The sequence below is a fragment of the Halorussus sp. MSC15.2 genome (genome assembly GCF_010747475.1).
Classification (GTDB): domain Archaea; phylum Halobacteriota; class Halobacteria; order Halobacteriales; family Haladaptataceae; genus Halorussus.
This window is the reverse complement of sequence record NZ_VSLZ01000001.1, coordinates 1,138,880-1,152,944: the sequence shown is the minus strand read 5'-3', so window position 1 is coordinate 1,152,944 and position 14,065 is coordinate 1,138,880. Positions and strand designations below refer to the sequence as shown.

Genomic DNA, 14,065 nt, shown 5'->3' with positions numbered 1-14,065 from the left:
TACTCTGTCCACAACTCGACGAGGGAGGACTGGTCCGTCAGTCTCCGCGACGGTAGCCCAGAGACGCCGAACTATCGGACTACCGCAAATATTAATTATTTGTCTTCAGGATGGTGGACCGATGAGACTGCTCGGCCACGTCACCCGACGGGCGATAATCGCGCTCGTCGCCGTCTATTTGGTCGTGAGCGTGGCGTTCGTCTTCGTCGCCGCTACGCCGGACCCGAATCAGGCACTGGTCGCCTACTCGGTGGCCAAGAAGGGCGGCAGCGCCGAGGAGGTCCGTGAGGCGATTCGGGCGTATCGAGAAGCGCGAAATCTCGACGACCCGCTCCTCCAGCGATACGCCCGGTGGATGGTAGACGTCTCGACGCTCGACTGGGGGATATCGTACAGCTTCGAGCGACCGGTGACCTCGCTGATACTGGAGCGACTGCCCTACACGGCGATGTACGTCGTCCCGGCGCTGTTGCTGTCGCTGGTCAACGGGGTGTTGATAGGTCTCTACGCCGCGTTCAACCGGAAGGGACTCTTCGACCGGGCGTCGAGTCTGGTCGCGTACCTCGGTCTCGGGATACCGAACTTCTGGCTCGCGGAGATGGTCGCGGTGGCTTTCGCCGTCGAGGTCGGGTCGTCGCGCATCGGACGACCCGAGTTCGCGAGTGAGGCGTTCTGGTCGGTCGCCCACCTCCGAGCGTTCGTCCTCCCGTCGCTGGTGCTGGCCACGGGACTGTTCGCCGGGCAACTCCGGTACGCGCGGGCGGAGTCGATGGAGTACGTGAACGCCGAGTTCGTGGACGCGCTCAAGGCCAAAGGAGTCTCGCGCCTCTCGGTCGCTCGCCACGTCCTCCGGAACGCCGCGGTCCCCATCACGTCGCTGTTCTTCACCGACATGGTGGCGGTCCTCGTCGTCAACATCTACGTCATCGAGGAGATATTCGGCATTCAGGGGTTGAGCGCCCTGAGCCTCTACGCCATCGAGAAGCGAGACATGCCGGTCGTCATCGGGACCACGATGGTCATCGCGTTCGTGGGCGTCGCGGCCAACTTCCTACAGGACGTGCTGTACGCCGTGATGGACCCCCGAATTGGCGACACGAGGCGATAGGGGCGGACCCCGACACACCTCGCCCCACCACGCTCACCTGATTCGCCGCGCTCACTCTGTCACGACAACTTCGACCCGCCGAGTTCGCGGCCCGTCGCACTCCACGAACAGCACGGACTGCCACGTCCCGAGCGCAAGTTCGCCGTCCTCGATGGGGACCGAAACCGATTCGCCGAGCACCGTCGCCCGGAGGTGGGCGTCGGCGTTGTCGTCGATTCTGTCGTGACGGTAGTCGCCGTCGCTCGGCGCGAGTTCCGTCGCGAACGCCGCGATGTCGTCGAGCAGCCCCGACTCGGCCTCCTGTACGACGACTCCCGCGGTTGTGTGGCGGACGAAGACGGTGCAGAGTCCGGACCCGACGTCGTCGGGCACCGCCTCGGCCACCCGGTCGGTCACGTCCACGACCTCGGTTCGCTCGTCCGTTTCGACGCTGAACACGTCGTCCGTTCGGACGCCGACGTACGTAGTTGCACCGGTGGCCGCGGAATCCGTGACCGCGTCTAGACGGTCTCTGTAACCGCCGACCGCCTCCTGAACGCTCGCGAAGGCCGGTTCGACCGGTCGCTCAGACGCGATTCGTCGCCACCTCGGCGCTCCGCGTTCGCCGTTTCAGGTGCCACTTTAATCCCCCGTACCGAAACGACGCCACGAATGACCGACGACAGTCCCGACGTAGTGGTCCTGCGGAAGAGCACTCACGGCGTCCCGGTCTCGGAGTACGCCGACGAACTCCGCGAGCGACTCCCAGACCGCGACGTTCGCCACGCCCGAACCCCGACCGAGGAACGGGAACTCGTCGCCGACGCGCCCGTCGTCGCCGGGATGGAGATAGACGAGGCCCTGCTGACCGAGGCCAAGGAACTAGAACTATTCGCGTGCGCTTACGCCGGAACGGGCCACCTACCGCTCTCGGCGCTCGAAGACCGCGGCGTCGCGGTTACGAACGCCTCGGGCGTCCACGGTCCGAACATCGGCGAACACGTCGTCGGGAACCTGCTCGTGTTCGCGCGCCGCCTCCACGAGGGGTGGCGACGCCAACAGCGGCGCGAGTGGCGGCACTTCCGCGCCCGCGAGTTGCAGGACAGCACCGTCACCGTCGTCGGACTGGGAGCCATCGGCCGGTCGGTGGTCGAACGCCTGCAGGGGTTCGGCGTGGAGACTATCGGCGTGCGCTACACGCCCGAGAAGGGCGGCCCGACCGACGAGGTGGTCGGGTTCGAGGGACCGGAGTTCGAGGACGCGCTGGCCCGGACCGACTACCTCGTGCTGGCCTGCCCGCTGACCGAGACGACCCGCGGGCTAATCGGCGAGGCGGAACTCAAGACGACGCCGCCGGACGCCGTCCTCGTCAACGTCGCGCGCGGACAGGTCGTGGACACCGACGACCTGTTGTGGGCGCTCCGGGGCAACCACCTTCGGGGCGCGGCGCTCGACGTGACCGACCCCGAACCGCTCCCGGAGGACCACCCGCTCTGGAATCTGGAGAACTGCCTGATTACGCCCCACTGCTCGGGCCACACGCCCGAGTACTACTCGCGGTTGGCCGACATCGTCGCGGAGAACGTGCGGCGGTTGGACGAGGGCGAGGAGGTAGAGAATCGAGTGGTGTGACCGACAGGCCCGAACGGCCGCGGCCCCTCGGCTTTTCCACAATCGCCACGTATCGCTGACGATGGCCCCGGACATTTCGATAGACGCCGACTGGAACAGCATCTTCCTCGACGGCGAGTGGGTCCCCTCCGAGGGCGAGGAGGAACTGGCCGTCGAGGACCCCTCGACGCGCGAGGAAGTCGCGCGAGTACCCGCGGGGGTCGAGACCGACGTGGACGCCGCCTACGAGGCCGCGGCCGAGGCCCAAGAGGAGTGGGCCGAGGCCCCGCCCGCCGAGCGCGAGCGCGTCGCGCAGGAGTACGCGCAGGTGCTTCAGGAGTACGAGGAGGAGATAGTCGAGATGCTGGCCCGCGAGGCGGGCGGGTCCCGAATCATGGGCGAAACGTCGGTCCAGCTCGCGACCGACCAAGCCGTCGAAGCCTCGACGTTCCCGCGACGGATGAAGGGCGAGCAGGCCGACTCGAACGTCCCCGGCAAGGAGAACCTCGTCCGAGTCGAACCCGAGGGCGTCGTCACTGTCATCTCGCCGTGGAACTTCCCGCTCAACCTCTCCGGACGGGCGGTCGCGCCCGCCATCGCCGCCGGGAACGCTGTCGTGCTCAAGCCAGCGACGAACACGCCCATCACCGGGGGTCTCCTCATCGCGAGACTGTACGAGGAGGCGGGCCTCCCGGACGGCCTGCTCAACGTCGTGACCGGCCGCGGGTCCGACATCGGCGACCGGGTGGTCGAACACCCCGAGAGCGACGTGGTGGCGTTCACCGGGTCTACCCCGGTCGGCCGGGGCGTCGCCGCCTCCGCGGGCGAGAACCTCTCGGTGGCGGCGATGGAACTCGGCGGCAACAACGGCCACATCGTCACCGCGGACGCCGACGTGGAGGAGGCGGTCGATTCGGCGGTGTTCGGGTCGTTCGTCCATCAGGGACAGGTCTGCATCTCCATCAACCGCCACATCGTCCACGAGGACGTCTACGACGAGTACGTGGAGCGACTCACCGAACGCGCCGAGTCGCTCCCGGTCGGGAGCGCCCACGACCCGGAGACGGTCGTCGGACCCATCATCGACGAGTCCCAGCGCGACGAGATGCTCGGGTACGTCGAGGAGACCGTCGAGGCCGGGGCGACCCTCGAAACCGGCGGCGAGACCGTCGGGACGGAGGGCGTCGAGGACTCGCTGGTGGTCGCGCCGACCGTCCTCTCGGACGTGACCAACGACATGTCCGCGGCCTGCTTCGAGCACTTCGGTCCCATCGCGCCGGTCATCCCGTTCTCGGACGTCGACGAGGCCGTCGAGATTCACGACGACACCGAGTACGGTCTCTCGGGGTCGGTCCACGCCGGTGACGTCGGCACGGGGATGGAGATAGCCGAGCGACTCGACACCGGCATGGTCCACGTCGACGACCAACCCGTCAACGACGAGGCGCACGTCCCGTTCGGCGGGACCAACGCCTCGGGCGTGGGCGGGTACAACACCACCGAAATCTTGGACGAGGTCACCGAGAAGAAGTGGATATCGCTGCAACACGAACCGCGCGAGTACCCCTTCTGAGCGGGCGGGGTCCGGCCTTCTCCGACGGGAGAACTTCCGGAAGCGCCGTTTTCGCGTGAAAACGCGAGTTCCGAACCGTCCAGAACCTCAAATCCAGCCTTCGCTCTGCAACAACTCGCCGTTCAGCACCGCCGCGCCCGCCGCGCCGCGAATCGTGTTGTGGGCCAGCGTGTTGTACTGGACCCCGGCGGACGTCGTCTGGACGCCGCCCGCGGCGATGGTCATCCCGCCGCCCAGCGTCCGGTCGAGGCGGGGTTGCGGGCGACTGGGGTCCTCGAACACCTCGACGAGCGGGTCCGGGGAACTCGGCAGGTCCAGACTCTCCACGCCGCGGAAGGCGTCCTCGACCTCGGTCTCGGTCACGTCGTCGCGGGTCTCGGCCCAGACGTTCTCGAGGTGGCCGTCGATGGTCGGCACGCGGTTGCACGACGCGGAGACGTCCGCGTCGTGGTGCGCGAGTTCCGCGCCGTCGAAGGTGCCCAAGAGCTTGCGGGATTCGGTCTCCATCTTCTCCTCCTCGCCGCCGATGTGGGGGATGACGTTGTCGATTATCTCCATCGAACTGACGCCGGAGTAGCCCGCGCCCGAGACGGCCTGCAGGGTCGAGACCTGCACGCGCTCCAGTCCGAACTGGTCGAGCGCCGCGAGGGTCGGCACCATCGTGATGGTCGAGCAGTTGGGGTTCTTGACGACCGCGCCGTCCCACCCGCGCTCGTCGCGCTGGACCTCCAGCAGGTCGAGGTGGCCGGGGTTGATTTCGGGGATGACGAGGGGCACGTCGTCGGCGAGGCGGTCGTTCGAGGAGTTCGACGAGAGGACGTAGCCCGCCTCCGCGAAGTCGGGTTCGACGTCGGCCGCCACGCCCGACGGGAGCGACGAGAAGACGAGGTCCACGTCGTCGGGCATCTCGTCCGGGTCGGTCGCGCGCACGGTCAGGTCCGCCGCCGCTGAGGGAATCGGGGAGTCCACCCGCCACTTCGCCGCCTCGCTGTACGGGCGGCCCGCGCTGTCTTCGCTCGCCGTTACCGCCGCCAGTTCGAATTCGGGGTGGCCGTCCAGCAGTTGGATGCATCGCTGGCCGACCGCGCCCGTCGCACCGAGAACGCCGACTCTTACGGTCATTGTACAGGATGGTTCGGCGTTACGGCGATAAAACGATTTGGGAAGCGCCACCATTTTGCGGGGCCGAAAAATCGGATTTGGGAGCAGTGAACTGCGAAGCAGTGGACCGTGGACGAGCGGACCGCCGAGTTGCGAACCGCAGAGAACCAAATTGGAGAGAAGCGAATCGCAGCGTAGCCACTAACGGAGAGATTGTCGCAGTAAGCAGACGGCTCACCGGCGTTACTTCTTGGTCGTCACGTAGCCCGCGATGCGGTTGCGGACGCCCTTGGACTCGATGTTGGTGAGTTTCTGGACGCTCTCCTTGTTCTGTTCGAAGTCGGTCGTGAAGGCGTCGGGGTACCGCTCCAGCAGGATTTTCCCCGTCTTCTTCACGTAGTCGGGTTTGATTGCCATGCCCGACAGTTCCCCGTTGGCGACCATAAAAGCATCCGTTCGCACCGACGACCGAGACTGACGTTTCGATTCGGAAGGATAATTATAGTGGAACTTCCAGACCGTAGCAGTAACTGTGCGCGGGACTGACCGAGACACCGACCGGGGTACCGTCGAACGCGGGTCGTCCGACCCCTCGTTCGAAAGCGAACTCGAAGCGCTCGTGCTTCGCGCGTTCGGCGAGGGCGAGGACGTCGAAGGCGTCTGGGACCTCGAATACGAACCCGAAGAACTGCCCGACTGGACGGTCACCATCGACCGCAAAGACGGCATCTGAGTTCGGTCGGACCGGCGACCACGAGTCGTGTCGAACGAAAAGATGGAAACTGTTCGACCCGAAGGACCGCCTCGGGCGACTACTCCGCGAGGTGGTCGCGGAGTCGGTCGAACGCCGCGCGCACGCGGTCGTCACCGCACGTTCTGCCGACGTCCTCGAAGTACGCCAGCCGATTCTGCAGTTCGGTCTGGTCGTACGCGTCGACGCCGAGTCGCGAGGCCGCGACGGTGGCCTCCACGACCGAGTTGAATCCCCGATTGACGGTCGGCACGGTCTCGCGTTCGACCGCGCCGTCGCGAGGAGTGAGTTCCCACTCCTCCCACCGAGTCGCTCCCGAGACGCCGGAATCGACCTGCTCGGCCTCCACTGCGACCCACGCGTCGGCGCTGTCCAGCACCGGTTGCTCGACCTCGAAAATCGAGAGCGTGGCGTCCACGAAGTCCACCGGGTCGCGCACGAACTGGACGTATCCGCCGCCCTGCCGGTGGAAGTTGCGCCGGGTTCGGGTGTTCCCCCACGTCCGGGCTGTCACGGGTGGTTCGGCCGCCGAGTCGGTCGGGTCGGACGGGGTCGTCCCGTCGGCCGAGTCCGCGTCCGACGGCGTTTCGGGCGGGTGGAGACCGAGCGCCGCGACGTTCCACAGGTCGTTGGGGCCGAGCGTGGTCACGACCGACTCGGTGACCCCGCAGAGTTCGACCGGCCAGCCCTCGGGCGAGCGTCGGTCCGCCGGCGACGGACGGTCCTCGGCGGTCGTTCGGTCACCTGTCGGAGCGGTCGGCGACTCGCCGCCGTCGCTCACACCGACACCTCCCCGCGGGTCAGCGCGACGAACAGTCCCGCCGCGGTGAGGTCGGCCGTGGTGCCGGGGTTAACGCCGTCGGCGACCAGCGATTCGGCGAAGGCCTCGACCACCTCGGGACCGCCTTCGAGGGCCTCCTGCGCTCGGACACGGACGCTCTCGGCCGTCTTCGCGCCGTGCTGTTTCGCCACCAGCGTGTCGGGTTCGCGCGCGAGCAGTTCGAGGTAGACCTGCGCGGCCATCGCCGAGACAGGGGCCGACCCGGCCAGTTCGGCGAGGCGGTCGGCCGCCCAGAAGGTGCGCTCGAACCCGCCGGTCCACTCGGCGGCCACGTCGTCGGCGTCGTCGCCGAGTGCTAGCACGTCGTACAGCGTGACCCCGCGCTCCTCGACCGCCGTAATCGCGTCGCTCCCGCGGCGAACGTCCAACTCGGCGGCGTCCTCCGGCGGGTCGTCCACGTACACGTCGGCGTGGTCGAACGCCCGGAAGAAGTCGGCGGCGTCCTCGGTGGTCGTCGCCTCCACGACCCGGGTGACGTCCTCTGGCGAGAGTCGGTCCGGCGCGTCCTCGTCGTCTTCGTCGGCCTCGCGGTCGTCGCCGCCCTCGTTCGCGGACGCCGCCTTCACCAGCGGAACGAGCAGGAGGAGCGCGCCGAACTGGGTGTTACCGCCCTCCTGCTGGCTCATCCCCGCGATAGCACGTTCGAACGCCTCGCCGACCGGCGCGCCCTCCTCGGCCGCGCGCAGGCCCGGTCCCGCCCCGACCGTGCCAGCGAGGAAGTGTTCGAATCGGAGGTCCGGGAAGTCGCGCTCGCGGTCCACGTTCCCCGGCTTGGGCGTGCCCGCCACCTCCAGCAGGAGCGCGAGCTGGGCGTTCTCTGCGGGCGTCATGCCGACACCTCCCGTTTCTCCGCCTCGAACCAGTCGTCCGCCGCGGCCCGGACGCGCCGGAGGACCTCGGAGTCGTCGCTCGGTCGGCCGACGCTCACGGCGTCCGCGCCGTAGGCCAGATACTCCCGGACCGTGGCCTCGTCGCGGACGCCGTTGTTCGCTATCACGAACAGGTCCCGCTCGTCCGCGACGTCGGCTATCTCGGCGACAACGCTCTCGGAGTCCATGGCATCGACGTGGACCGCGTCGCCCCCGGCGTCGGCTATCGCTGCGGCCACCTCGCGGAGGTCCACGTCGGGCAACTCCGCGCGGACTTTGACGCTCACTGCGGGTCCTTGTGGATGCGTCCCTTTGGCGGCGGCCACCTGCTCGCGGAGGCGGTCGGTATCGCGTAGGAGAGTTTCGCCAGCCCCGGCCTCGCACATCTCGTCCTGTCGGCAGTGGGCGTTGAGTTCGAGAATCGCGTCGCGGTCGGCGCAGATTTCCGCGACCTCTCGAAGCGGTTCGAGCGTGGTGGTCCGGACGTTGAACCCCGGACGGAGGTCGGCGTCTTCCAGCGCGGCGAGTTGCCGGTCCACGAAGGCCGCGGGGTCGTCGGGCAGGAACTCCTCGCGGTCGCGTCCGACCATCTCGCGGGCCGCCTCGCGGGTCGGGCCGTCGAGCGCGATGCCGCCGAGGAACGCCGCGCCCGCGAACTCCGCGGCGGACTCGGCCCACGCAGCGTCCGACCGGCCGCTGAGGCTGGCGAGCGCGAGTCGCGGTTCGAACACTCAGACCACCTCCAGCGCGTCGGCGACGGCGCGGGCCACGCGCTCGGCGTCCGCCTCGTGTTGCATCTCGGTGTCGGTCCGGACGACCGGCCGGTCGAGGTCGGTGCCGTCGTCGTCGTCCAGCACGAACGCGTCGGCGAAGGGGTAGGCCTGCGCCACGCCCTTCGTCGAGGGTTCGAAGCCCGCGGCCGCCATCAGTTTCGCGGCCGGGCCGGAGAACACCTCGTCCTCGACGAACGGCGAGACGGCGACGACCGTCGCGTCTTCGAGCGCCTCGCGGAGTCGGTCGATGGCCAGCATCGGCCCGATGCTGGTGACGGGGTTCGAGGGGCCGACGACGACCGGCCCTTCCGCTATCGCGCCGAGGGCGGCCGGGGCGGGGTCGGCGTCCTCGGCGCCGCGGAACTCGACGCGCTCGACCTCGGGGTCGGCCCGGTGGGCCACCCAGAACTCCTGAAAGTGCATCTCGTCGGCGTACTCGTCGTCGTCCGCTGGCGTGTGGACGATGGAGGCCACCGGGTCGTCACTCATCGGCACAACGTCCACGGGCACGTCGAAGGCGTCCGCGAGGAGTCGCGTGACTTCGGTGAGACTGCGGCCCTCGTCGAGTAGGCCGGTGCGGGTGACGTGGACCGCCCGGTCGCGGTCGCCGAGTTCCATGAACTCCGCGACGCCGGAGAACCGCCGCCACCTGGAGAGGTCCCGGCCCGCGGTCTGGGCGTCGTCGGACAGGTAGCGCGGACCGGGGTCGAGACCCGCGGCGTCGGCGATGTCGCGGAGTTGTCGTGGGTCTCGGTCGTGTCGTCGGCGATGCCCCACCAGCGTTCGCGGTCCAGCAGACCGCCCTGCTCGAACAGGACGGTGTCCACGTCCGGACAGACCAACAGGCCGCCCAACTCCACGTCGTCGCCGGTGTTGGCGACGACTGTGGCGTCGGCCGGGTCGAAGACCGACTCCGCGCCCGACAGTAGCTTGGGGGTGCCGGTACCCCCGGAGAGAAACGTCGTCATATGCCGAGTTGCGTCTTCGAACGGGTAAACGCTTGTGCTGTCGCGGCATTTTACGGCGGTCGGACCGCACCGGCGGAGCCGTAGGCTCCGAAAATCGCTCGACGCTCGGGCACGACGCGGAGTTTCTCCGGGTGTACAGCCTTGTAGAATGGAGTGCGTGTCAGGAAAGGCAACCCAGAGACTTTCCCCCAGCGTGACAGACAGTGACGTGGGGTGGAGACCCAGATGCCAGACAAGCCGCCGTTTCCAGAGAGCGACCGGGACGGCGACCGTAGCGCGCCAGACATCGGCGAGATAATCGGTCGCATCATCCGGGAGCCGACGACCGACTCCGGCGCGTAGCGGCCTCCCAGTCCCGCTGTTTCTTTCGGGAGGACAGTAATGTCCACCCCGACGAACAGACGGAGGAACGAGGAGCAGGGGAACGGTTCTGTAGGCTTGCAGAGTCCGGTCCATCGGCGCTCCGCTCCCGGCGGTTTTTATACCAAGCCGTCGAATCGTGTAACATGAAGACCATCAAGGACAGCGTCCACGACCACATCGAGGTCGAGGGCGTCGCGCGAGCCTTGTTCGACACGCCCGCGGTCCAGCGACTCCGGCGCATCAAACAGCTCGGTCCGGCCCATCTCGTCTACCCCTCCGCGAACCACACTCGCTTCGAGCACAGTCTCGGCGTCTACCACCTCGCCTGCGAAGCGCTCGACCACCTCGGGATTCGGGGCAAGCAGGCCGAGCGCGTCCGGGCCGCCGCCATCCTCCACGACGTGGGTCACTGCCCGTACAGCCACTCCATCGAGGGGGTCGTCCACCGACACACCGGCAAGTACCACGACGACGTTCACGAACTCCTCGCCGACAGCGAGGTCGGCGACGTGCTTCGAGACCACGGCCACAGTCCCGACACCGTCGCGGACCTCATCGCCGGCGACGGGAAACTGGGCCAACTCGTCTCGGGCGAACTCGACGTGGACCGGATGGACTATCTCGTCCGGGACGCCCACCACACCGGCGTCCCCTACGGCACCATCGACCACTCGCGACTCGTGCGCGAACTCACGCTCATCGACGGCGAACTCGTGCTGGGCGAGGGCAACGTCCCGACCGCCGAGAGTCTGCTGCTGGCGCGGGCGCTGATGAACCCTACGGTCTACAACCACCACGTCACGCGCATCGCCCGCGGACTGCTCCAGCAGGCCAGCGAACGCCTGCTGGAGGTCTCGGACGTGACGGCCGAGCGACTCCGCCGGATGGACGATTACGACCTCCTCGTGGCGCTGCGAGAGACGCCCGAGACCGAAGCCTACGCCCGGCGACTCAGCGACCGGGACCTCTACAAGCGCGCGGTCTGGGCCGAGATGGCCGACGTTCCCGAGTCGGTCATCGACGCCGACTACGAGACGCTGCGGGAGTACGAGGCCGACATCGCCGCGGCGGCGCAGGTCGAACCGGGCGAGGTCATCGTGGAGGTGCTGGACCGGCCCAGCATGACCGAGTCCGAGAGTCGAGTCATCGTCAACGGCGAGATTCGACGCCTCGACGAGCAGTCGGCGCTGGTGGCGGCGCTCCAGCACGTCCAGCGCGAACAGTGGCGACTCGGCGTCTACGCGCCCGCCGAGGCGACCGAGGCGGTCGGACACGCCGCCGAGCGCGTGCTGGGACTGGAGACCGACGGCGCGCTCGTCAACGAGGTCCGAACGACCGGCACGCGGACGACGCTGGACGAGTTCTGACGGACTCCGGTCGGGGAACCCGCCTTCCCGCATCCTCCGCTCTGTGGCTGTCGTTTCGGCGTTCGCTACTCGCCGATGATATCGACGCCGGTGAACTCGAAGCGCGTGCCGCCCGCGTCGCTCTCGGTCACCCGACACTCCCAGTCGTAGGTGTCGGCGAGTTGCTTGACGAAGGTCAACCCGAGACCGATGCCGCCCTCGTCGGTAGTGTACCCCGCGTCGAACACGGTCGCGCGCTCCTCGGGGGGAATCCCCGGCCCGTCGTCCGCGACGTAGAAGCCCGACGGGAGACGCCCGACCGTGACGGTCACGCCCGAGTCGGTGTGTTCCACGGCGTCCTCGTGAACCTGCGAACGAGGACTCGTCGAACCGTGTTCGACGGCGTTCTTGAAGAGGTTCTGGAGGAGGTGCTGGAGGTGAATCGGGTCGGACTCCACGGTCAGGTCTGTTTCGACCGCGAGTTTCGACTCGCCCGCCGTCACGTTCGCCCACGCTTCTGTGGCGGCGTCGGCTAACTCCACCGCCTCCCAGTCGATGACCGAGTCCTCGCTTCGGGCGGTGACCAGAACGACGTCGATTATCTCCTCGATGCGTTCGAGTGCGGTGGCCACCTCCTCGGCCGCCGCCTCGTCGCCGTCGCTCGCTCGTTCGTGGTAGAGTTGGGCGATGTGGAGCGGGTTGCGGAGTTCGTGGGCGACCATGCCGGCGAACGATTCGAGTCGCTCGTTCTGGCGCTGGCGTTCGAGTTCGTAGCTCACCCAGTTGCTAAGGAGATTGACGAACGTCACCTGCCAGTCGGAGAACGCCCGACTCCGCGACTCCATGTCGTAGAAACAGAACGAACCGTAGACGTCGCCGCCCACGGACACCGGCGCGCCGAGGTAACAGGAGATTCCCCACTCGGCGTTCCCCGACCGGTCGGCCATCTCCGGCGCGTCTCGCTCGACGTCGTTGAGAACGAGCGTCTGCTCGGTCGCGACGACGCGGTCACAGTTCGTCGACTTCAGCGGGACCGTGTCGCCCGCTTCGAGGTCGGCGTCGTCCGGAGTGGCCACCACCTCGAAGACGTACCGGTCACCGTGGACGCGCGAGAGCGTCGCGTAGTCGGTCCCGACCGCGTCCTTGACGACGTTCAGGAGCGCCTCTATCTGTTCGGAGAACGTCCGGTCGCTGTCCGCGATTACCTCGTAGGCGCGACGGAGAGCCTGTTCGCGTTCCTGAAGGACGTTCTCCCGGCGGACGCGTTCCGTCACGTCGCGGAAGTAGACCGAGAGTCCCGTCTCGGAGGGGTACGCGCGCACCTCGAACCACGTATCTAGCGGCGGGTACTGCGCCTCGAACGTCACGGGGGTCTGAGACGCCATCGCGCGTTCGTACTCCTGCCGGAACTTCGAATCGGGCGCTTCGGTGAACTCGTCCCAGATAACCGACCCGAGCAGTTCGTCCTCGCTCCGCTGGAGGAGGCGCTCGGCCTGCTCGTCGAGGTACGTGAACCGCCACTCCTCGTCGAGCGCGAAGACGGCGTCGGTGATGCGCTCGTACACGTCCGCCGCAGAGACATCGTCCGGGGGCGGGTTCGACCGGGCGTCGTCAGTCATTGAATACCGTAATGCCACCGACGCACATAGATGTGGTCAATAGACTGGACACGCTGGTTACAGGTTTCCGTGCGTTCGGGACGACCGAAAAGGGAGGATTTGAAGGACTCCCCCGAGAGTTACACACACATGATAGTCGAGGGGACCGTCCTCCGCGGCCCGGAGTTCGAACCCGTAGAGGGCCGGGTCGTGGTCGAGGACGGCGAGATAACCGCAATCGAGGAGGTATCGACCGAGTCCTCGAACATCGTGCTTCCCGCGTTCGTCAACGCCCACACGCACATCGGCGACTCAATCGCCAAGGAGGCCGGTGGCGGCCTGAGTCTGGACGAACTCGTCGCGCCGCCCGACGGTCTGAAGCACCGACTCCTGCGGGCGGCCTCCCGCGAGGAGAAGGTCGAGGCCATGCGACGGTCCGCGACGATGATGGAGGAGACCGGCACGGCCTCGTTCCTCGAGTTCCGCGAGGGCGGCGTCGAAGGCGTCTACGCCCTCCGGGAGGCGGTCGAAGGACTCGACGTGGACCCCGTGATACTGGGCAGAGAGACCGTCGAGGCGATGGAGGCCGCAGACGGGTTCGGCGCGAGCGGTGCGCGCGACGCCGACTTCTCAAAGGAGCGCAACGCGACCGCCCGCGAGGAGAAATTGTTCGGCATCCACGCGGGCGAGCGCGACGCCTCGGACATCAACCCCGCGCTCGACCTCGACCCCGACTTCCTCGTCCACATGGTCCACCCCGAACCACTCCACCTCGATAGACTGGCGGACAACGAGACGCCGGTGGTGGTCTGTCCGCGCTCGAACCTCGTGACCGGTGTCGGCGTCCCGCCCATCGCCGACCTCGTCGAGCGAACCACCGTCGCACTCGGCACCGACAACGTGATGCTCAACTCCCCCTCGATGTTCCGCGAGATGGAGTTCGCCGCCAAACTCGCGGACGTGTCGGCCCGCGAAGTCCTCCGGATGGCGACGCTCAACGGCGCGCAAATCGCAGGCCTCGACTGCGGCGTCATCGAGGAGGGCCGGGCCGGGAAACTGCTCGTCCTCGACGGCGACACCGACAACCTCGCCGGGGCGCAGGACGTGGTTCGGGCGGTCGTGCGGCGCGCGGGAACGGGCGACGTGGCCGACGTGATACTGTAGTTCCGACGGTAGTCGGGGGA

The 14,065-nt window shown here is 67.7% G+C and carries 13 protein-coding genes and 1 pseudogene; 6 read left to right on the top strand and 8 right to left on the bottom strand.

Annotation, left to right across the window (positions count from 1 at the left end):
* The first annotated feature begins 121 nt into the window (after positions 1 to 121).
* Positions 122 to 1,108, top strand: a complete 987-nt coding sequence (locus FXF75_RS06045; RefSeq protein WP_163520690.1) for an ABC transporter permease — start codon at positions 122 to 124, stop codon at positions 1,106 to 1,108.
* Between the two features lie 51 nt (positions 1,109 to 1,159).
* On the opposite strand, the gene FXF75_RS06040 is transcribed toward FXF75_RS06045, so the two are convergent.
* On the bottom strand, positions 1,160 to 1,546 hold the full coding sequence (locus FXF75_RS06040) for a secondary thiamine-phosphate synthase enzyme YjbQ (protein ID WP_163520688.1): 387 nt from the start codon (positions 1,544 to 1,546) through the stop codon (positions 1,160 to 1,162).
* Positions 1,547 to 1,759: 213 nt separating this feature from the next.
* Between FXF75_RS06040 and FXF75_RS06035 the strand changes: the two genes are divergently transcribed.
* Together FXF75_RS06035 and FXF75_RS06030 are read left to right on the top strand one after the other, a co-directional pair.
* Positions 1,760 to 2,719 carry a D-2-hydroxyacid dehydrogenase gene (locus FXF75_RS06035; protein WP_163520686.1) on the top strand — a complete coding sequence of 320 codons (960 nt, stop codon included), beginning with the start codon at positions 1,760 to 1,762 and terminating at the stop codon, positions 2,717 to 2,719.
* Positions 2,720 to 2,780: 61 nt separating this feature from the next.
* Entirely contained in the window at positions 2,781 to 4,271 is a 1,491-nt protein-coding gene (locus FXF75_RS06030) for an aldehyde dehydrogenase family protein (protein WP_163520684.1), read from the top strand.
* 87 nt (positions 4,272 to 4,358) lie between these two features.
* Here FXF75_RS06030 and asd read toward each other — a convergent pair whose 3' ends face one another.
* Positions 4,359 to 5,393 (bottom strand): aspartate-semialdehyde dehydrogenase, encoded by a 1,035-nt coding sequence (asd, locus tag FXF75_RS06025; RefSeq protein ID WP_163520682.1) that lies wholly within the window; start codon positions 5,391 to 5,393, stop codon positions 4,359 to 4,361.
* Between the two features lie 222 nt (positions 5,394 to 5,615).
* Entirely contained in the window at positions 5,616 to 5,789 is a 174-nt protein-coding gene (locus FXF75_RS06020) for a 30S ribosomal protein S17e (RefSeq protein WP_163520680.1), read from the bottom strand.
* 115 nt (positions 5,790 to 5,904) lie between these two features.
* On the opposite strand from FXF75_RS06020, the gene FXF75_RS06015 reads away from it, so the two are divergent.
* Positions 5,905 to 6,105: a hypothetical protein gene (locus tag FXF75_RS06015; RefSeq protein ID WP_163520678.1), complete on the top strand. Its 201-nt coding sequence runs from the start codon at positions 5,905 to 5,907 to the stop codon at positions 6,103 to 6,105.
* 79 nt (positions 6,106 to 6,184) lie between these two features.
* Here the strand turns inward: FXF75_RS06015 and FXF75_RS06010 are convergent, their stop codons facing one another.
* From FXF75_RS06010 to cofD, 4 genes and pseudogenes are all read right to left on the bottom strand, one after another.
* On the bottom strand, positions 6,185 to 6,904 hold the full coding sequence (locus tag FXF75_RS06010; protein ID WP_163520676.1) for a DUF447 domain-containing protein: 720 nt from the start codon (positions 6,902 to 6,904) through the stop codon (positions 6,185 to 6,187).
* The gene (locus FXF75_RS06005; RefSeq protein ID WP_163520674.1) at positions 6,901 to 7,794 is read right to left on the bottom strand and encodes a triphosphoribosyl-dephospho-CoA synthase; all 894 of its coding nucleotides are present in this window, start codon (positions 7,792 to 7,794) and stop codon (positions 6,901 to 6,903) included. The genes FXF75_RS06010 and FXF75_RS06005 overlap by 4 nt, the downstream gene beginning before the upstream one ends.
* A complete protein-coding gene (locus tag FXF75_RS06000; protein WP_163520672.1) occupies positions 7,791 to 8,564 on the bottom strand; it encodes a tRNA-dihydrouridine synthase in 774 nt (257 codons plus the stop codon). The genes FXF75_RS06005 and FXF75_RS06000 overlap by 4 nt, the downstream gene beginning before the upstream one ends.
* Positions 8,565 to 9,574, bottom strand: a pseudogene (gene cofD, locus FXF75_RS05995) (2-phospho-L-lactate transferase).
* Positions 9,575 to 10,080: 506 nt separating this feature from the next.
* Between cofD and FXF75_RS05990 the strand changes: the two are divergent.
* Positions 10,081 to 11,304 carry an HD domain-containing protein gene (locus tag FXF75_RS05990; RefSeq protein WP_163520670.1) on the top strand — a complete coding sequence of 408 codons (1,224 nt, stop codon included), beginning with the start codon at positions 10,081 to 10,083 and terminating at the stop codon, positions 11,302 to 11,304.
* A gap of 65 nt (positions 11,305 to 11,369) precedes the next feature.
* Here the strand turns inward: FXF75_RS05990 and FXF75_RS05985 are convergent, their stop codons facing one another.
* Positions 11,370 to 12,902: an ATP-binding protein gene (locus tag FXF75_RS05985; protein WP_163520668.1), complete on the bottom strand. Its 1,533-nt coding sequence runs from the start codon at positions 12,900 to 12,902 to the stop codon at positions 11,370 to 11,372.
* 129 nt (positions 12,903 to 13,031) lie between these two features.
* Here FXF75_RS05985 and FXF75_RS05980 point away from each other — a divergent pair, with 129 nt between their 5' ends.
* Entirely contained in the window at positions 13,032 to 14,045 is a 1,014-nt protein-coding gene (locus FXF75_RS05980; protein WP_163521129.1) for an amidohydrolase family protein, read from the top strand.
* Positions 14,046 to 14,065: the final 20 nt, after the last annotated feature.

Coding starts and splice junctions, on each gene's coding strand:
- FXF75_RS05980 (WP_163521129.1), top strand. CDS start 13,032: ATGATAGTCGAGGGGACCGTCCTCCGCGGCCCGGAGTTCGAACCCGTA.
- FXF75_RS06035 (WP_163520686.1), top strand. CDS start 1,760: ATGACCGACGACAGTCCCGACGTAGTGGTCCTGCGGAAGAGCACTCAC.
- FXF75_RS06005 (WP_163520674.1), bottom strand. CDS start 7,794: ATGACGCCCGCAGAGAACGCCCAGCTCGCGCTCCTGCTGGAGGTGGCG.
- FXF75_RS06030 (WP_163520684.1), top strand. CDS start 2,781: ATGGCCCCGGACATTTCGATAGACGCCGACTGGAACAGCATCTTCCTC.
- FXF75_RS06020 (WP_163520680.1), bottom strand. CDS start 5,789: ATGGCAATCAAACCCGACTACGTGAAGAAGACGGGGAAAATCCTGCTG.
- FXF75_RS06045 (WP_163520690.1), top strand. CDS start 122: ATGAGACTGCTCGGCCACGTCACCCGACGGGCGATAATCGCGCTCGTC.
- FXF75_RS05990 (WP_163520670.1), top strand. CDS start 10,081: ATGAAGACCATCAAGGACAGCGTCCACGACCACATCGAGGTCGAGGGC.
- asd (WP_163520682.1), bottom strand. CDS start 5,393: ATGACCGTAAGAGTCGGCGTTCTCGGTGCGACGGGCGCGGTCGGCCAG.
- FXF75_RS05985 (WP_163520668.1), bottom strand. CDS start 12,902: ATGACTGACGACGCCCGGTCGAACCCGCCCCCGGACGATGTCTCTGCG.